This window comes from Bradyrhizobium sp. URHD0069, from assembly GCF_000701345.1.
GTDB lineage: Bacteria > Pseudomonadota > Alphaproteobacteria > Rhizobiales > Xanthobacteraceae > Bradyrhizobium.
On sequence record NZ_JNIJ01000039.1, the window covers coordinates 27891 to 46548 of the forward strand.

Genomic DNA, 18658 nt, shown 5'->3' on the forward strand with positions numbered 1-18658 from the left:
CGTTTGAGACATGCCGAACTGTATTAAGCGATGTCCGCTTCGAGGGTAACTCGGAAGACATTTGCTCACACTGAGTTCTTCTCAGTGTTGCGCTCCCCCTTCCAACGGTCTGGCTTAGGCCGCTATAATGCAAGCTTTCTTGCGCGGAGAGCTTCCATGTTGCTTCCCGTCGGCGGAGGATGGCTCGCGGCAGTTCTCGCGCTGGGATTTTGTACCGCCGCGAGCGCCGACGATGTGCTTTTCGAAAATGTCCGAATCTTCGACGGAAAGAGCGCAGCCCTTTCCGCTCCGTCGAATGTGCTGGTCAAGGGCAACGTCATCGAGCGTATTTCTACGGCTCAGATCGCGGTAGCAGGCGCTCTGCGCGTCGCCGGAAACGGGCGCACGCTGATGCCCGGCCTGATCGACAATCATTGGCACGCGATGCTGGCGCGCACGACCCCGGCACAGGCGTTCGGTGACGTCGGTTTCAACAATCTCGTGGCTGGCGACGAAGCGACGGACACTCTGATGCGCGGCTTCACCACCGTTCGCGACGTGGGCGGGCCGGTGTTCGGTCTCAAGCGCGCCATTGATGAGGGCATCGTCAAAGGCCCGCGTATCTATCCGTCCGGCGCCATGATCACTGTCACGAGCGGGCACGGGGATTTCCGCCAGTTAACCGATCTGCCGCGGACGATCGGCGGCATGCTCACCCGCATGGAGCAGCTCGGTGGCGCCATGGTTGCGGACAGCCCTGACGAGGTGCGCGTGCGCGCGCGCGAACAGCTCATGCAGGGCGCCTCCCAAGTCAAGTTGACAGCGGGCGGCGGAGTGTCATCACCCTTCAGTCCGATCGACGTGACCACCTTCACCGAGGCCGAACTGCGCGCCGCGGTTGAAGCAGCCGAGAATTGGGGCACGTACGTCGTCGCGCACGCCTTTACGCCGGCTGCGATCCGGGGGGCTATCGCCGCCGGCGTGAAGTGTATCGAACACGGCTTCCTGATGGACGAACCAACCGCCAAACTGATCGCCGAGAAGGGCGTTTGGCTGAGCATGCAGCCGCTCCCCGAGGACCTCAGGCTGGGCTTTCCCGTGGGTTCCGTCCAGCGAGCCAAGGCGGATGAGGTCTGGCCCGGCATAGCCAGGTCCTACGAGTTGGCGAAGAAGTACAAGATCAAGACGGCGTGGGGCACCGATGTGCTGTTCTCCCGCGCGCTGGCGCAGCAACAAGGGGCAATTCTGGCCTCGCTCGCCCGTTGGTACACCCCCGCCGAAGCGCTGGTCATGGCGACATCGACAAACGCCGAACTGCTGGCGCTGTCCGGCAAGCGCAATCCCTATCCCGGCAAGCTCGGCGTCGTGGAACAGGGCGCACTCGCGGATTTGCTGCTTGTCGACGGAAATCCGCTGGACAACATCAACCTGATTGCCGATCCCGCCAATAGCTTCAAAATCATCATGAAGGACGGCGTCATCTACAAGAACGCTTTGACCAAGTGACCAACCGCACACGCTTTCGGATTGCTATCTCGCGTCCTCGGATCTTTCGCAACGTGCCTACGTCAAGCCAGACGGTGCCATCGCAGGATCGACGTCCGTCATTGGCAGATAGTGTTGCAAAACTCCCAAAATGCCGAGCGGTCAATTTCCCGCAATAGGTGAAACGTTTTCACCCTTGAGTATCCGACCACCCTAACCACCTAAAATGCAGCCGCCTCGAGGTCCTGTAACCCCGGCGATCGTCCCGCAATCTGAACTTATCCAGAGGCAATTGAAATGACCGCGCAATCGTCCCATGCTAGTCCGATCTTGGTGACCGGCGCGGCTGGCGCCGTCGGTCCCATTGGCCGTAATCTCACCGAAATGCTGCTCGCCAAAGGGCACAAGGTGCGAGCCTTGGTGCGCCGGGAAGATGAACGCGCCGAGAACCTGCGCAAGCGCGGCGCCGAGGTCATGCAAGGCGACCTGACCGACCTCACCGCGATGCACCGCGCGATCGAAGGTTGCGCGAGTGTCTATTTCGGCATGTCGGTTTCTGCCGATTACCTGACGGCCACGGTCAACACCGCCGCCGTGGCGCGTCATCACGGCGTTGAAGCTTTCGTGAACATGTCTCAGATGACCGTTACGCAGATGAGCATCACCGAGAGCACCGACAGTCCGCAGCACAAGCTGAACTGGCTGGCGGAACAGGCTTTGTCCTGGTCGGGCCTCCCGGTCGTCACCGTGCGGCCCACGGTCTTCCTCGATGGGTTCTTCCGGCTTTTCGCTGCCCCGGGCGTGCGGGATGCCGACGAACTGGCGCTGCCAATGGGCGGCGGCAAAACCTCGCCGATCTCGGCTGTGGACGTGGCGCGCGCCGTATCCGTGATCCTCGACGATCCCGCGCCGCACATCGGCCAGATCTACAATCTGACCGGCTTTGAATCTGCCGATCTGGAGCACTACGCGCGCGTGTTCTCCGAGGCGCTCGGTCGGACGATCCGCTATCGCGACGTGCCACTCTCCGGCTGGAGCGAAAAGCTTCTGGGGGCGGGCGTGCCGGCGCACGTCGTCAAGCACCTCTCCGTGATGACGGAGCTGAACAAGCAGGGCCGCTACGACCGTATGACCGACGACCTGTTCAAGCTCACAGGCCAGAAGCCGATCAGCATGTACGACTTCGTCAAGCTGCATGCCGCTGAATTCACGCGGGATGGAACCGCGGCTTGAGCGGGCCATTCGACGGGGCCTTTTACTTTACGAGGCGTTTGTGTCAGGCCGTGACACTGCCGCGAACGAGCGTCAGCATTCGGGAAGTCCGAGTTGGGTCACAAGCCGAAGTCCTGGAAATTTCCCAAACCCACCTTTTTACAAGGTTACGGTGGGCAAGCGACGCCGCTTCATGGCCTGCCAACCGAAACTGCGAAGCAGCGTAGGTTGGTGCCCCTGGCCGGAATCGAACCAGCACTCCTTGCGGAACTCGATTTTGAGTCGAGCGCGTCTACCAATTCCGCCACAGGGGCTTTTCGGACGCTCGCCGGTCAAGCGAGGGTCGCGAAGCCGGCGGAATATAGCGGGCGCGGCCTGCCGGTCAACCCACGCGTGTCCGCTTTGACCCAAAGCCCCAGATGCCGGCTTCAAACGCCTTCGCCGGAGCTATACAGGGGACAGCAGGGCCGGATGCAACGCACGCGGGGGACCAATCGTTTCCGCCGCGTCGTGAAGGCCAACAAAACACCCCGGTGTGATGAGGCGTCGCCTCGACAGCGCCGGGCGCGCAGGATAGGAGGCTCTCACTCGAGGAGATCAACGTGAAGCTCGACACCACGGCGAACCGGTCGCATGCGCGTGCCGACGTCAGCCCCGCGCTCACGGCGGCGTTGGCGATCACCATCATTGCGGCGGCGACGCTGGCGGGTGCGTGGTTCTTTCAGCTGGTGCTGGATATCCGTCCTTGTCCGCTCTGCCTCGAACAGCGCTACGCCTATTATCTGGCGATCCCGCTCGGTGCGTTGATGGCGCTGGCCGCGGCGAAGGATGCGCCCCGCGCGCTGCTTTATGCGGGCCTCGCCATTCTCGCAGCTGCCGCGCTCGGCAATGCCGGGATTGGGGCTTATCACGCCGGCGTCGAATGGGGTCTTTGGCAGGGGCCGACCGATTGCACCGGCCCGATCGGAAACCTCGGCAGCGCCGCCAACCTGCTGGAGCGGCTCGATACCGTGAGGGTGATCCGCTGCGACAAGGTGCAGTGGCGCTTTCTCGGCCTGTCGCTGGCGGGCTACAACGTGCTGATCTCGCTTTTGATGGCAGCGGTCGCGGTGTGGGGTATCCGGCGTTCCGCCCGGAAGTGATATGAGCTCTCCACGTCAGCGAGAGCCCATATCGACATCAAGCGTCAATCGTTGGTTTTCGGTCCGCCATGATAACGGTGTTCATCGGGCTCGAGCGTCTGCATCGCCGGATCATCGAAAGCGTTGAAGGCATGTACCACTTGCCGGTCCGAGGGGTCGGTCGCTTCGGACCAATACTGCGCGTTCGGTGCGGCCGTGCGCGCAAGCGCCTGTCCTGAGATCGCGACCAGCATCATGATCGATGCGGTTAAAGCGAGTTTCTTCATCATGGTTGTGCTTCCTTGCTGTGTCAGAATCCCCGATGGCGGGGAGATGCGCATCGCGGCATAGGGATGCGAGCCTGATTCACGCACCCGTTTACAAACGTGATAAAGAAAAATTTAGGCGTCGTGCCGGTGGGCCGGCGGGACTCAATCGTCCACATCTTCCTGCGGGCGTCCGAACAGATGGACGATGCCCGGCGTCGCAATGCTCACGAACACGAAGCGCGACAAATGATGTGCGCCGACGAAGATCGGGTCGATATGCAGCGTCAGCGCCAGCGCCAGCATCGCGTCCATCGCGCCTGGCGCGAACGCCACGATGATGTCGGCGAACCGCACCTGGGTGGTCATCGCGATCACCGCGACGAATACCGCGGAAATGATGATGGCGACGGCGAACGACCCCAGCGCCGCATTGATATGGCTGAGCAGGGTTTTGATCGTCATCCGCGCAAACCGCGAGCCGATCAGCGTGCCGATGCCAACCAGCGCCACCCCTCGCACCCAGGGCGGCAGGCCGCCCTCGATCAGTCCGGTGCCGTGCAGCACGCTTGAGCCGATCATCGCGCCGAACATCCAGCTTGCCGGAAATTTTATCAGCCGCAGCAGCAGCGCCACCGCTATCGACGCCGCGATCAGCTCGGTCAATTCGAGCGGAGAGGCGACCGCCGCCGCCGCAGGGGGCGGCGCCGACGCGGCAATTCCGGTCAGCGCCAGCAGCAGCGGCAGGGCGGCGGTGAGAATGATCACGCGCATCGTCTGCACCACCGCGATCGCCGACACATCGGCGCCTTTCTCGATGGCGAGCATCGTGATCTGCGACAGCGCGCCGGGGCTTCCGGCCAGAAATGCCGAGGTCCGGTCCCAGCCGTGGAAGCGCTGCAGGTAGAGGCTGCTGCCGAATGTCGAGCAGAAGGTGGCGATCGCCAGGAGCGCAATGGTCAGCGGATAGGCGCCCATGTGCTGCAAAAGCTGCTGCGACACCAGCGAGCCCAGCGAAATCCCGAGCAGCAACAGCACCGTCTGGGTCAGGATCGGCGGCATGGTAAGCGGCCGCCCCCCGATGGCGGCAATGCCGACCGCAATCATGGCGCCGGAAATCAACCCCCCCGGAAGATTTGCCCAAAGAAACAGCGCGCCGCCGGTGGCGCCGATTACCAGCGTTTCGAGCACGTTGAGGGTTTTGGCGCGGCTGGGAACGGCAAACGCCAACGATGCAGGGATTTGGCTCACGGCGCGTTATGGCAAATCCCGGCACAACGGACAAATGCGCAGCGCACATGCAGCATTGCGCGACGGGGCACGCCGCTCCGCTGATCTGCCGTCATGCCTCGCTGATGGGGTTCAGAGGAACGAAACGTTGCGCGGCGACGGCTGAACCGCGGGTGAATAAATCCGCTGCCGGGAGGTTTCGCGATCACGATATTTTCACGCAAAGGTTGTTTGCGCCGTTGTCACCCGCCGTCGCCGCGCTAGGATGGGGCTTCAAGATCAACTCCCCAAGGAGACCAAGGATGACCATTCAAGCCAAAATATTGTACGCGGTTGCGGCGTCGGGCTTTGCGGCGCTCGCGGCGACATCGTCGGCGCAAGCCCTGACCACGCAGGAATGCAGCGCGAAATATCAGGCCGCGAAAGCCGCCGGGACGCTCGGTGGGCAAAAGTGGAATGATTTCCGCAAAGCCCAATGCGGCGCGGACGCCGCAGCGGCACCTGCTGCGGCGCCGGCTGCAGCTGCTGCCGCGTCGAAAGAGGCGCAGGCCAAGCCGAAGAAGGAAGCCGCCCCTGCCGCGGCGCCGGCGCCTGCCGGGCCTGCAGTGTTCCCATCCGCCGTGGATCCGAAATATTCCAAGGAAACCGCGGGCAAGGCCCGGATGCACACCTGCGTCGATCAATACAACGCCAACAAGGCTAGTAATGCCAATGGCGGATTGAAATGGATCCAGAAGGGCGGCGGCTATTACAGCGAGTGCACCAAGAAACTGAAAGGCTGAGCCATTCGAGACGGCGCGCGGCCGGAGGAGGCTTCCACTGGCCGCGCGCTTATTCGTCGAGCAATTCTCGGCCGACTTTGCGATCAGCTGCGCGCTTGCGCGGCACGCGTTCGAAACAAAAGGCTGTCATTGACAAGCGTGCGGCGGGATCGCCTGATACGGAAGTTTTCCGCGCGGATCGACGAATGATAGCCAGCCTGAGCCTTATTCTGCTGTGTCAACTGATTGGCGAAGTCTTCGTGCGCGGGCTCGGCCTGCCGATGCCGGGACCGGTGGTCGGCCTTTTGCTTTTACTGCTGTTGCTGTCGGCGCGCGATCGTTTCGGCGTTCTCGCGCGCGGGCCGTTGCACCACGATGGGGTGGAGAACGCCAGCCGGGGCCTGCTCGCGCATCTGTCGCTGCTGTTTGTACCGGCCGGGGTCGGCGTCGTGCAGAAGCTCGATCTGATCGCGGCGCATGGCATCGCCATCACAGCCGTGCTCGCGATCTCCGTGGTGGTGACCTTACTGGTGACGGTGACGACATTTCTGGTCGCGAGCCGCTTGTTGGCGCGCGGACGTAACGCGCCATGAGCGAAAATCCGTTCTCGCTGTGGGTCTACCTTTCGCAATCGCCGCTGCTCTGGTTGACGGTGACGTTACTCATTTATGCGGTTGCCGACGCGGTATCGCTGGCCACGCAGCGTCATCCGCTCGCCAATCCCGTGCTTCATTCCATGTGGATCATCGGCGCGTTCCTGCTACTCACGGGCACATCGTACACGACCTATTTCGGCGGCGCCCAGTTCGTGCACTTCCTGCTCGGGCCGGCGACCGTGGCGCTGGCGGTGCCGCTCTACGAAAACCGCAAGGTCGTGGCGGCGGCGATCCTGCCGATGCTGGCCGCCCTGGTGATGGGCTCCGTGACCGCGATCGTTTCGGTCGTCTTGCTGGCAGAGGCCGCGGGCCTACCGCGCGCGGTGGTTTTGTCGCTGGCGCCGAAATCGGTCACCGCCGGCGTTGCCATGGGCATCAGCGAATCGCTGCTCGCCGATCCCTCGCTGACGGCGGTCGCGGTCGTCCTCACCGGCATCATGGGCGCGATCATCGTCACACCCCTGATGAACCGGGCGGGCATTACGGATTTCCGCGCCCGCGGATTCGCGGTCGGCATCGCGGCGCACGGCATCGGCACCGCACGCGCGTTTCAGGTCGACGCGATCGCCGGCGTGTTCGCTGGCGTCGCCATGAGCCTCAACGCGCTCGTGACCTCGCTGCTGGTGCCGCTGGCGGTGACGCTGATGATGCGCTGATCCTCATCGCAGTTTTTTATGCTGTCGCCATGGAGATTTGCAGAAAATCCTTCTAGGGTCCCGCCCGTGCAAGCGAGGCGACTATATTGATGATCTCGACGATGCAGGGCGTGCTGGGACTGGCATCGGGAGCGTTGGTCGGATTTTCCCTTGGCCTGGTCGGCGGCGGCGGATCGATCCTCGCGGTACCGCTGATGGTCTATGTGGTCGGCGTGTCCGACGCCCATGTGGCGATCGGCACCAGCGCCATCGCGGTGGCGGCCAACGCAGCGGTCAATCTGTCGAATCATGCGCGCGGCGGCACCGTGCGCTGGGCCTGCGCGCTAACCTTCGCTGCTGCGGGAATCATGGCGCGTTCGCTGGATCGGTTTTGGGCAAGATGCTCGACGACCAGAAACTGCTGGCGCTGTTCGCGCTGTTCATGTTGGTGATCGCGTTACTGATGCTGAAGGCGCGATCGCGGATCGGCTTGCCCGACGTGAAGATGAACTGGACCAATATGCCCGCCATTGTCGGCCTCGGGCTCGCGACCGGGACGCTGTCCGGCTTCTTCGGCATGGGTGGCGGATTGATCGACACCCGCTTCGCCCGGCTGCTGTCGGCGCGGCGCGGCGCCCTCAACACCGTGTTCGCCGCTGTCATTATTGTGGTGGCGCTCTATATGTTGGCGCGCTATCTGGGCGTATCTTGAGCGTCAATGGCGCGCGTGTTCCGCAAAAGTTGGATACAGGTTTTGCGGATGGAATACGCAAAATATGGGTTCGGAGCATTTTCCTGTGGCTAATCGGATTCCACTTAGCCGGAAAATGCTCGTTGGCCGGGAGACCAGATATGAACGAAGCGATCGGATTGGCCCGGCTGTATCAGCGGCACAGCCGGCGCGAAACGTTTCGCCTGCTCGGCGCGGGCGCTGCGATGCTTGGCCTCGCGCCGCGATCGGCGCTGGCACAAAGCGACGAAACGGTGCTGACGGAAGCGCTGGTGCTGCGCGATCCGGATATTCCGGTGGCCGGCAATCCCGATGGCGACATCACGATCGTCGAATATTTCGACTACCAGTGTCCCTATTGCCATAAGATCGCGCCGGAGCTGCGCCAGGTCGTGCAGGACGACGGCAAGGTCCGCCTGGTGTTGAAGGACTGGCCGGTTCTCGGTGAGGTCTCGGTGATCGCGGCGCGGATGGCGCTGGCGAGCAAATACCAGAACAAATTCATTCAGGCTCATGACGCGCTGATCAGCGCCAGCTCAAAGCTGACCGAGCCGCGCATCCGCGAGCTGCTCGCCGGCGCGGGCATCGATGTCGATCGCCTCAACCGCGACCTCGCAACCAATGCCAAGGCGATCGACGCCATCATCGCGCGCAATCGCGATCAAGCGACCGCATTCGGATTCAGAGGCACGCCGTCCTTTATCGTCGGCAAGTTTCGGGTGCCGGGTATGCTGACCATGGCGCAGTTCAATCAGGCGATTGCCGACGCACGGAAAGCTGCGGCAGACAAGCAGTAGCGCAAATCGCAACAGCGCCCGCGTCAAGGACGAAGGCGCGCTTTGCAGGCTAATATCCGCGATTACTTTGATGAAAGCTTGATCCAGTCGTCGCGCGCACGGCGCTTCAGCACGTCCCAATCGGCCGCCACGCGGTCCCAGTTCACGATGGTGCGATTGGCCTGCGCGGTCTGGCCGCTGGCAACCGTCGAGGTCGACATCGAGTCATAGATGTAGACGCCGGCAACCAGCAGCAACGCGCCCAAGATCATTCCGAGAAAAACGCGCATGACAGAACCTCCGATCAAGGTAACGCAAGGGAGTTGGGATGGTTCCCGTTGGCAGCGTGCGCACCATACGTTCCGTCGTTATCCCGAGGAGCGCGCCCTCGCGTATCCTGAGAGTATGACCGGAAATGCATGCAACAAAATGAGGGATTTTGCAACAAAATGAGGGATTTTGAGACCGTCATTGCGAGCCACCGGGTCGCGCGAATGCGCGCCCGATGACAGGCTCCGCGAAGCAATCCAGAGGATTTAGTATGGCTGTTATTGGATTGCTTCGTCGCTTCGCTCCTCGCAATGACGAGAAGTGGTCTGTTCTACTAGCCGCTTTTTGAGTCAGGCTCTGAGTAGGCGACTATATACTCGACAACGGAAGGTCCGATGTGCGAGTTGCGGGAGGGACAGGGCGGCAAGGTAAATCGCGTAAGCGCGGAGATCGTTCCATTTAGTCGGGACGATCTTTCGCAGCCTGTTGCTGCTCCCTGTAAGCCTTCTTGTTCACCCGACCGTCGGCTTGAGGTTGCGACGAAGGTGCTTTTGGATTCGGGACGGTTTTGGAATTCGCCTCAGTGGGCAGTTCGCTTAGTAGCTGAAGAGCTTTTGCGGGCCATTGATGGTCTGGATTCCCGACACCGGGAGTAGGGTGAGTGTCGATCAGGAGGTTTTGCAGCATGTAAAAGTTTCTGTGTGCTGTTTCAAAATCTTCCATCGAAATGTCGGTTGCTCTATCCCGCGTTTTCCCTTGTACGATGGACCACGAAACCTTCCGGGGCTGGCCCTTCAAATCCAGAATGTTCATCATGGGTTCGCCGTGCGCCATTCTGTTGCGAAAGCTGCTGTAACCCCACGCTCTCCCAAGGGCTTTTTGAATGAACTCTAGCCGCTCTGGCGCAAGATGGCCGCCCTGATCGATGGCCGCTTGCAGCATTTCGGCGCGTGCGTTGAAGCTTCGCGCCGAGTAGAAAACAGCGCGGGCTACCTTTTCCTTCATTTGCGTGACGTGTACAAACCATAGGTACAGGCTTCGCTCTACGCCCGCCCACTGGGACATGGCAACGCCGTAGGCGTGGTGGAATTCGGCGTGAACCTGGTTGAGGTCTTCTGCTTGTTCCTTGGTAAATTCGAATTTGACGGTCGTCATGGCGAAAAAACCTGATCTGGATGAAGCAACAATTGAGATCGCGCGGCGGATGCTCTCAACGCCTCCCAAGGCGCACGGCGACATGAAGCTTGGGAAGCCGACTAATCCGACCCACGCGAAACGAAAAAACGCAAAGTGAAGAAAGCGAAGCCCAGCCGTTAGGCCGGACCTCGCCATCTCACGGTTGCTGGAGGGCAACCCAAGCTACCGTTAGCAATGGCCGGTTTTGCGGACCGACCTAGAAGCCGAAGCTGAGTTGGTTAGGCCAAGAACGCCAATGAGCACAGACATGCTCAAAGCGGCCGAACCTTCTCCGGACGTATGCATTCACATGCACACTCTTCGGCCCCGATGTGGGGTGAGCCATATCGGGTCTCCTATGATTTGGCGGGTGTAAGCCCGCTGCTCCGAACTGCACTTATGCAGTTCTCGCGGCGTGGAGCCCGGCAATGCCGGTCATGGGAGAAGCCGCTGACGGTAGCTTGGGACCTATTTTAGGTGATTCGGGTTCCGCTTCCGCCATGCACGGAAACGTTTTACGGCCTGTTTTTTGGTTTTGATCTTAGTTAGTCGGCCGGTGCGTGAGACGCTTGCCCTCAATACCCTTGGCAATCAGCGCCGCACGTTCCCCGTCCTTGACCTTGCGGGTATTCCATTTGAAATCCCACTCCGCGAGGTAGCGCGGCAGATGGGCTTCGCTAATCGAATGATGAGCGCCAACGACTGCGCGCTTCATGAGGCTGAAACAACATTCCGACGTGTTGGTGTGAGCATCGCCGCGCACGTATTCGTCCGCGCCATGGTTTACGGTTTCATGCCGGTCAAACTCTTTGCCGACGTGAAACGCTTCACTTTGGCGCATGGACGACGTCCGCGGGTTGGCTTGCTTTCCGACCAAACCTGCGAACCACGGTATAGAACGCCGGGGTAAACAGGAGACCGAACCCTGTCACGCCAAGCATGCCCGAGAAAACGGCGGTCCCTAGCGACTGCCGCATCTCGGCGCCCGCGCCGGTGGCGACGACGAGCGGGGCGACGCCGAGAATAAATGCGAGCGACGTCATAAGAATAGGCCGGAGCCTGGTCCGCGCTGCGCTGACCGCCGCGTCGCCTGGGGTGGCACCGTGCTCTTCGGCCTGTCGTGCAAATTCTACGATCAGAATCGCGTTCTTGGCCGCCAGGCCCACCAAAACAACGAAACCGATCTGTGCCAGGACGTCGATGGGTAAGCCACGTGTTACCAGGCCCGTAACCGATGCGAGCAGGCACATTGGCACAATCATGACCACTGCGAGCGGCAATTTCCAGTTCTCATACTGAGCCGCGAGCACCAGAAAGACAAACAGGGCTGCCGCGCCGAAGATGAGCAGGGACGACGTTCCAGGTTGCTGTTGCTGGAAGGCCAGTTCGGTCCATTCGAAGCCGATGCCGGGCGGCAGAACCTCACGGGCGAGTTCTTCCATCCTCTGCAGCGCCGTGCCTGTCGCCACGCCCGGTCCGGCCACTCCCATGATTTCAGCCGCGGGGAAAAGATTGTATCGCGGTACTCGGTACGGAACGTTCTCGTATTTGAACCTGGCCACGGTCCCAATGGGTACCATTTCGCCCGACGTGTTCCGCGCCTTGAGCCGTGAGATATCCTGCGGGTCTCGTCTAAAGCTTCCGTCGGCCTGCGCGATCACCTCATATGTTCTGCCGAGATAATTGAAGTCGTTGACGTACTGAGAACCGAGATAAACTTGCAGCGTCGAAAACACGTCCGTCGGGGTCAGGCCGACCTTCTGGGCTCTCTCGCGATCGATATCGGCGTAGATTGACGGGGCGCCGGTGCCGAACAGGGTAAAGACCCCTGCGAAACTTGGGTCCTTGTTGGCCGCTCCGACGAGCGTCTGCGCCGCGTGGGCGAGCGCGGCAGAGCCAAGCCCGGCGCGGTCCTGGAGCATCATCTTGAAACCGCCGGCGGTGCCGAGGCCCTGCACCGGTGGCGGCGGGATGGTCAATACATAGGCGCCCTCTATCACAGAGAGGCGTTTGCGCAGGTCCTCCAGCACGGTCGTCGCAGTGACGCCGTCGATATGATGGCTATACAGCGACGGCAATCCCGAAAAAATCGTTCCGGCGTTGGAGGCGACGGTGAAAGTCGTCGCGTCCAGGCCGGCGAAAGGCGCGACATGTTCGACGCCTGGCGTTGTCAGGATGATGTCGATCGCCTTCTTGAGGACAGCTTCCGTGCGATCCAGCGTCGCGCCGGGGGGCAGTTGCACGACGGAGATGAGATAGCCCTGGTCCTGCTCCGGAATGAACCCGGTCGGCGCCCGGGCAAACTGGAAGCCGGTGACACCGATCAGCACCGCATAAGCCAATAGCACCGCGCCGGTAGCCTGGACGAAGCGCCGCGTCAGGCGGCCATAACTCGTCGACAGCCACTCGAATCCAAAGTTGAACTTGTCGAATCCTGCCTGCACCAGGCGGCGAATGCCGGAGGGGCGGCTCTTGTGGCCCGGTTCGTGCGCCTTGAACAGAACCGCGCAGAGTGCCGGGCTCAAGGTCAGTGACACGAAACAGGAGATCAACGTCGATGCGGCGATCGTCACCGCAAACTGGCGGAAGAACAGACCGGAAATTCCCGACAGGAACGCTGACGGCACGAACACGGCGCAAAGCGTCAGCGCGATTGAAATCAGAGCTCCGCCGACCTCGTCCATGGTGACGTGGGCTGCCTTTGCAGGCGTCATCCCGCGTTCCAGATTTCGCTCGACGTTTTCGACCACGACGATGGCGTCGTCGACCACGATGCCGACCGCAAGCACCAGCCCGAACAGCGAAAGATTGTTGAGGGAGATCCCGACCGCGTACAGAACCGTGAAAGTGCCGACCAGAGACACCGGGATCGCAATCACCGGAATGATTGCGGCCCGCCAGCTCTGGAGAAACAGGAAGACCACGCCCACAACCAGAAGGATCGCAACGAAGATGGTTGTGATGACCTCGTCGACGGATTTGCCGACGAATATGGTTGGATCGTAGATGACTTTATGGGCGACGCCGGGCGGGAAATCCTTTGACAGCGTCTCCATGGTCGTCAGAACTTCGTGCTCCACGGTCAACGAATTGGCGCCGGGTTGGGCGAAGATCAGCAGCGGCAGGCCCGGCCCGCGGTCGAGGAAGGCGGTCGAGCCATAGTCGGCAGCACCAACTTCAACGCGGCCGACGTCGCGGATGCGGGTAACGCGCCCCTGAGAATCGGATTTGAGCACGATGGCGCCGAATTGCTCCGGCGTGGCGAGCCGCCCCAGCGTCTGCACGTTGAGCTGATACGCCTGCTCCGAGGCGACCGGGGGCTGGTTGAGAATGCCGGCCGAGACCTGAACATTTTGCGCTCGCAGCGCCGCTAGCACTTCGCCGGCGCTCAAATTGTGAGTCGCAACCTTGTCCGGATCGAGCCAGATACGCATCGCGTATTCGCGCGCGCCCTGAAATTGCACATCGCCGACGCCGGGCAGCCGCGCCAGCACGTCCTTTACGTGCAGCGTCGCATAGTTCGACAAGTACAGGGTGTCACGCGAACTGTCCGGCGAATAGAGGTGGACCGCCAAAAGAATGTTGGGCGTTGCCTTTCTCACCTGCACCCCAAGGCGCTGGACGTCGTCCGGCAACCGGGGGAGGGCGTCCTGAACGCGATTTTGCGTCAGCATCTGCGCGACGTTGAGGTCGGTCCCGATCCGGAACGTCACGGTTACCGTCAGCTTGCCATCACCGGTCGATTGGCTGGTCAAGTACAGCATGTTCTCGACGCCGTTGATTTGCTGTTCAAGCGGCGTTGCAACGGTCTTCGAGACCGTCTCGGCGGAAGCACCGGGGTAGGTGGTCGTGACCTGAACCGTGGGAGGCACGATTTCCGGATATTGAGCGACCGGCAGAACGACGAGCGCGCCAAGCCCGATCAAAGTGACGAAGACGCTCAGTACGGTAGCAAATATAGGCCTATCGATGAAAACGTGTGCGAAGCGCATGAAATGGTTCCTGTCTCGGCCTTAGCTTCAGCCTTGGCCGTCGGAGGTTGCGTCGTAGTGGATCGGACCATGCTGGGGCACGACTTTCGCGCCCGGAATAGCGCGCACCAGTCCGTCGATGACGACGCGGTCGTTCGGTTCAAGGCCCGATCGGATCACCCGCAGGCCGCCTCTGAGATCGCCGGTTTGTACGATCTTCGGCACCACGGTGGCGTCCGGAGAAACCGTCATGACGAGATGTTGGGACTGATCGAGCACCAGCGCCGAATCCGGCAACAGGAGAGCCGGCGTGGGTGCCGCGACGGCCACACGAAGCCGCGCGAATTGACCGGGGGCGAGAAACAGATCCGGATTTGGCACGGTAGCGCGTGCGTGGATCGTTCCGCTTGAGCGATCGAGAGCGTTATCGACGAAATCGAGCGTGCCTTGCCGTTTGAAGCTGGTCTCGTCACTCAGGCCGAATCCGATGGTGTCTGCGAGTGGGCCTCCAACGCGCGCACGTTCGCGTGAAAATGTCAGGTAGTCGGATTCACTCATGTCAAAGTCGAGATAGAGCGGATCGAGCGAAACCAGCGTTGCGAGCAGGCTGGTCGGGCTGACGGCCGCTCGGCTGCCGGCGATCAGGTCGCCGATCGAGACCTGGCGGGCGCCGATGCGTCCGGTAAAAGGCGCCGTGACGCGGCAATATTCGAGGTCAAGCTGGGCATCCCGGATGCGGGCCTTGGCGTCTTCCACCGCCGCCTCGGAGGCATGCTGCTCATTGGTGCGCTGGTCGACCGTTTCCTGGGTGGCAAATTCATCGCGCCGGAGCGATTGCGAGCGCGTGAGCTGGTTGTTCGCCAGCGCGACGCGGGCCACTGCGGTATGGAGCTGAGCGTTCGCCTGCGCAAGCTTGATTTCGTACGGACGCGGGTCGATCACGAAAAGCAGGTCGCCCTTGTGAACGATTTGCCCATCTTTGAAATGAATTTCGGTGAGGACGCCTCCGACCTGGGCGCGTAACTCCACGCGGTCGATCGCAGAGAACTGTCCAAGAAATCCGAGCCGCGAATCGACGTCGCGCCGCAAAGGTTCGCTTACCGTTACCGGTAGTGCTGCCAGTTGCGGCGGTGTTCCGTGATCACCTTTGTAGTGAGAGAATGCGAAGTAACCGAGCGCCAGAGCTGCAAGTGCCGCGCCTGTGCTCCAGAACTTCCACCGTCGTTGCGTGGTCGAGGAGCCGAGTGCCTTTTCGATCTCCGAGCGATTGCTGATTTGATCCATGGGCCGCCTATACCTCTCTGCATGAAATTTTCGCGTTCGGAGAACTCTTTCAGCCGGTTCTGATTCAACGGCCCTGGACCATTTATGGTCGATTTCGGAACACCTCAAGTTCTCCAACGCGCGTCGCTCATTTCCCAATCACGCAAAGTGGCGAATACGATCGACATTGCAGATGTAACTCGCCGAAGCCGTGGATCTTGCGAGCCATGAACGAACTGTTTCCATAACAGAAACGTACTGGTTTAATTGGCGGCGACAATTCGATGACTTGCGTCAATGGATTTCGATGACTTGCGTCAAAGGATTCTAGAAACGATATCTCGGTGATTGAAGGTAAAGTACATTTTACAGGCCCGTGATCGAGAAGCGTACCAAGCTCGCCTCCGGCGTTTTGCATGACCGCCACGATCTGGTCGAGCAGGAGCGGGGGCCGGAAACATCTCAACGCCGCGCAGCGATGCCCAGGCGCTATCAAGGAAGAGATGTGCCCCATCAGATCGTTTGACAGTACCAAGATTGGTAATTCTGATTGCACCATGCCTTGCTGCGGCGGCGGCGGTCGGGTATCCGGATCCGCGTGCGCCCACATTGCCATCGCCGTCGGCGTAACGTCAGGCGCATCACCGAGGCTGACTGTGAGTTCACTACAGGATGAAGTAGTCCCTCACATCATTGCTCGCTCGCAGCACCTACGGCTCGGAAAATTTGGGTCCAGTGGTGCAAAAAAATTTTGCAACACAGTCGGCACTTCTCGGACATGGCGCGATGTCCGAGTTGAGTCCGTAATACACTCCAAAGCAGACAACGGCGAAGCCGTTACGCAGGGATGACCATCATATTCGTGGCCTTGCTGGTGCTAGCGGCGTCGTTGCCATCGGCACCGCTCCCGCCGTCACCATATTGAGCGACTTCAGCTCTTCCGGCTTGAACACGAACAACTTGTCGTGCGGTGTCTCCATGGCGTGCACCCAGACCTGCAGGCTGACGCCCATGTCGCCGAGGTAGCGCTGACAGCGCGCCGAGATATTTTGCGCAACGCTCATCTCGTCACGCGCAGGGCCGTTGGCGGCCGAACTGATCGCCGCCACCTGGTGCACGCCGATCATGGCCTTGTCGTCGGCGCGCCGCTCGAGCCCGCCGGCGAACACCAGCGGACAGGACGACGTGCAGTATTTTCCCGCCTCGACCTCTGTTGCGAATTTCTTTTCGCGAATCAGCCGGCCCATCGCCAGCGCATCGGTGACCGAGCCGCCCGGCGAATTCAGCACCACGGTCTTGATGTAATCACCGCGCTTGCCGACCTCGGCGGCGAAGCTTTGCGAAATTCCCGGCGTGATAGTGCCGGTCGCCATCAATTTGCCGCCGCCCACCAGGTCGAACGTCATCGGCGCGGCCATCGCGCCGCCCGGCTGCGGCAACGGCACCAGCCGCTTGTCGCTACCCGGCAACAAGGGCGCAAGGATCGACGGCACCATGTTGGGAAGATTCAGGGCGGGAAAATCCTGCTTGATTTCGGCCGGTGCAGCAGAGGCATCAGGACTGACGATCCACCCATTCCTGCCGGCGAGGTCGGCAGCGAGCGCTGCGATGGTGGCTATGAGGACAATGCGGAAAATCCACCGCAAAATAGCTTCGTCGGCCCTGTCCACCAGCCAGGCGTGAAAACGTTGCTGCATGGTGAAGGATTGCGACACGGCGATCTGCTATTTGGTGTGTCGCGCCGACGACAGCGAGGTGAAGACCTTTTCGTTTGTCGCTGCCGCGGGCTCGGGTAGCGGTTCTCCGTCAACCTTCGCCTCGGCCGGCACAAAGCGCTGCGCTTCTCCGACCTCGCGCGCCATCTGCAACGCCGCGACCAGTTCGCCCGCGGACATATCGGACACGCTGAAAGCGGGAAGGCCCTCGCGCCTGATCGTAGCGTGAACCACACACAGGATCAGCACCAGCACAGCCGGCATCAGATCGATTGAAATCGCGCCCGCCCAACTCGGGATGAAATCGCCGGCATAACGTAAAACCGCTTCCGCGGGCGACAAGGTCTGGAACCTGATTGGTTCGACCCGCGGCATCGCCAGAATTTTATCCGCGGCGTCAGAGAGCGAAGTCGCCTGTGCGCCGATCGAGCTCTCCACCTTGCCGACAACGGCGGTCTGGCGATCCGCAAGGTCGGAGCTGCGGCCGCCTGCAGCCGGCGCTATGAAGCTCGACGACAGCGATGTCGCGGCGCGCTTCACCGCCGGCGCAACCGAAGTCTGCTGTAGATTGGCGATCACGCCCATCAGCCCCAGCGACTCGGCTGCAAAGGCATCGCTGCGCGTCGAAATCGGTCCGCGGTCGGAAACCAATTCGCGCATCCTGGCGAGATTTTTGCTGCCCTGCTCGTACAATGCCGAGACGCGCTTGCTCGAAGCCTGGACTTCCTGGCCGAGACCGTCGAGCTGCCCGGACATCTGCGTCAGAAGTTGAACGACGGTGCCGGACCCGGCGGTGCCGGTGAGCGAACCGGCACGCTCGGCGTCGGCAAGCTTTGCAAAGCGCGATGACGCCAGCTGGATATCGGGCAGCAGCCCCTGGGCTGCGATGGCATTGGTGTTGGCGGTGTCGAGATCGCGGGTATAATTCTGCACAGTGATGGCGAGATGCTGCTGGATCGCAGCCGCCCCGGCCAGCGCCGATGCGTTCAGCCATGACGACATCGCCACGATCATCAGCGAACCCAGCAGCATGCAGCCGAACATCAGGCCCCGGCCGCCGCGATAAATCATGTGCGGCATGAAATACATCAGGAACACCCAGAACGTATAGATGCCGACCGACACGGCGACCGAATAGATCACCGCGGCAAACAACACCATGCCCGGGCTGCCGTTCAAGAGCTCGCGGACGCCGAGATAAGTATAGACGCCGGCCGCGAGCGCGAGGATCGCGGTCGTGAGTTTCAACGTGCCTTCGAGGCGTGTGACGCCTTTCGACAGCAGCAGCGAGGCGGACGAGCGGGAAGGCAGGGCCTGCGATGCGAAAGCAGTGTTCGGGGGCATCAGAGAGTTCCGTAGGGTTGAAGACCAACTGAACAGCAGCCCCGCTGCTCGCTAACTGTGTGGAGATA

Annotated in this window: 16 protein-coding genes, 1 tRNA gene and 1 pseudogene; 8 read left to right on the forward strand and 10 right to left on the reverse strand. The window is 61.3% G+C overall.

The features are described 5' to 3' along the window. The first annotated feature begins 156 nt into the window (after positions 1-156). Both N554_RS0122640 and N554_RS0122645 read left to right on the forward strand, forming a co-directional pair. A complete protein-coding gene (locus tag N554_RS0122640; RefSeq protein ID WP_029585572.1) occupies positions 157-1485 on the forward strand; it encodes a metal-dependent hydrolase family protein in 1329 nt (442 codons plus the stop codon). 276 nt (positions 1486-1761) lie between these two features. Further along, positions 1762-2697, forward strand: coding sequence for an NmrA family NAD(P)-binding protein (locus tag N554_RS0122645; protein WP_029585573.1), 936 nt, complete (start codon positions 1762-1764; stop codon positions 2695-2697). A gap of 208 nt (positions 2698-2905) precedes the next feature. Here N554_RS0122645 and N554_RS0122650 read toward each other — a convergent pair. Further along, positions 2906-2990: transfer RNA gene (locus tag N554_RS0122650), tRNA-Leu, on the reverse strand. Between the two features lie 288 nt (positions 2991-3278). Between N554_RS0122650 and N554_RS0122655 the strand changes: the two genes are divergently transcribed. Further along, the gene (locus N554_RS0122655; protein ID WP_051677639.1) at positions 3279-3818 is read left to right on the forward strand and encodes a disulfide bond formation protein B; all 540 of its coding nucleotides are present in this window, start codon (positions 3279-3281) and stop codon (positions 3816-3818) included. Positions 3819-3862: 44 nt separating this feature from the next. Here N554_RS0122655 and N554_RS36240 read toward each other — a convergent pair whose 3' ends face one another. After that, a complete protein-coding gene (locus tag N554_RS36240) occupies positions 3863-4087 on the reverse strand; it encodes a hypothetical protein (RefSeq protein WP_029585575.1) in 225 nt (74 codons plus the stop codon). 141 nt (positions 4088-4228) lie between these two features. Beyond that, positions 4229-5314: an AbrB family transcriptional regulator gene (locus tag N554_RS0122665; protein ID WP_029585576.1), complete on the reverse strand. Its 1086-nt coding sequence runs from the start codon at positions 5312-5314 to the stop codon at positions 4229-4231. 281 nt (positions 5315-5595) lie between these two features. Between N554_RS0122665 and N554_RS0122670 the strand changes: the two genes are divergently transcribed. The 5 genes and pseudogenes from N554_RS0122670 to N554_RS0122690 all read left to right on the forward strand — a co-directional run bounded on the left by N554_RS0122670 (position 5596) and on the right by N554_RS0122690 (position 8872). After that, entirely contained in the window at positions 5596-6075 is a 480-nt protein-coding gene (locus tag N554_RS0122670; RefSeq protein WP_029585577.1) for a hypothetical protein, read from the forward strand. A gap of 185 nt (positions 6076-6260) precedes the next feature. After that, positions 6261-6647 carry a CidA/LrgA family protein gene (locus tag N554_RS0122675; protein WP_029585578.1) on the forward strand — a complete coding sequence of 129 codons (387 nt, stop codon included), beginning with the start codon at positions 6261-6263 and terminating at the stop codon, positions 6645-6647. Continuing rightward, positions 6644-7366 carry an LrgB family protein gene (locus N554_RS0122680; protein WP_029585579.1) on the forward strand — a complete coding sequence of 241 codons (723 nt, stop codon included), beginning with the start codon at positions 6644-6646 and terminating at the stop codon, positions 7364-7366. Before N554_RS0122675 ends, N554_RS0122680 begins: the two co-directional genes overlap by 4 nt. Before the next feature lie 89 nt (positions 7367-7455). Beyond that, positions 7456-8057: pseudogene (locus N554_RS36245) on the forward strand (TSUP family transporter). A gap of 224 nt (positions 8058-8281) precedes the next feature. Further along, positions 8282-8872 carry a DsbA family protein gene (locus tag N554_RS0122690; protein WP_245283681.1) on the forward strand — a complete coding sequence of 197 codons (591 nt, stop codon included), beginning with the start codon at positions 8282-8284 and terminating at the stop codon, positions 8870-8872. Positions 8873-8934: 62 nt separating this feature from the next. On the opposite strand, the gene N554_RS0122695 is transcribed toward N554_RS0122690, so the two are convergent. The 7 genes from N554_RS0122695 to N554_RS0122735 all read right to left on the reverse strand — a co-directional run bounded on the left by N554_RS0122695 (position 8935) and on the right by N554_RS0122735 (position 18590). Next, positions 8935-9141, reverse strand: a complete 207-nt coding sequence (locus tag N554_RS0122695) for a hypothetical protein (protein WP_029585581.1) — start codon at positions 9139-9141, stop codon at positions 8935-8937. 439 nt (positions 9142-9580) lie between these two features. Continuing rightward, the gene (locus tag N554_RS0122700; RefSeq protein ID WP_029585582.1) at positions 9581-10276 is read right to left on the reverse strand and encodes a hypothetical protein; all 696 of its coding nucleotides are present in this window, start codon (positions 10274-10276) and stop codon (positions 9581-9583) included. A gap of 562 nt (positions 10277-10838) precedes the next feature. Then, on the reverse strand, positions 10839-11138 hold the full coding sequence (locus N554_RS0122715) for a transposase (RefSeq protein WP_029585583.1): 300 nt from the start codon (positions 11136-11138) through the stop codon (positions 10839-10841). Beyond that, on the reverse strand, positions 11125-14289 hold the full coding sequence (locus N554_RS0122720; RefSeq protein ID WP_029585584.1) for an efflux RND transporter permease subunit: 3165 nt from the start codon (positions 14287-14289) through the stop codon (positions 11125-11127). The genes N554_RS0122715 and N554_RS0122720 overlap by 14 nt, the downstream gene beginning before the upstream one ends. 27 nt (positions 14290-14316) lie before the next feature. Then, the gene (locus N554_RS0122725) at positions 14317-15552 is read right to left on the reverse strand and encodes an efflux RND transporter periplasmic adaptor subunit (RefSeq protein ID WP_029585586.1); all 1236 of its coding nucleotides are present in this window, start codon (positions 15550-15552) and stop codon (positions 14317-14319) included. 833 nt (positions 15553-16385) lie between these two features. Continuing rightward, positions 16386-17228 carry a COG3904 family protein gene (locus tag N554_RS0122730; protein WP_029585587.1) on the reverse strand — a complete coding sequence of 281 codons (843 nt, stop codon included), beginning with the start codon at positions 17226-17228 and terminating at the stop codon, positions 16386-16388. 27 nt (positions 17229-17255) lie between these two features. Continuing rightward, positions 17256-18590 (reverse strand): hypothetical protein, encoded by a 1335-nt coding sequence (locus tag N554_RS0122735; protein WP_029585589.1) that lies wholly within the window; start codon positions 18588-18590, stop codon positions 17256-17258. Between the last annotated feature and the right edge of the window lie 68 nt (positions 18591-18658).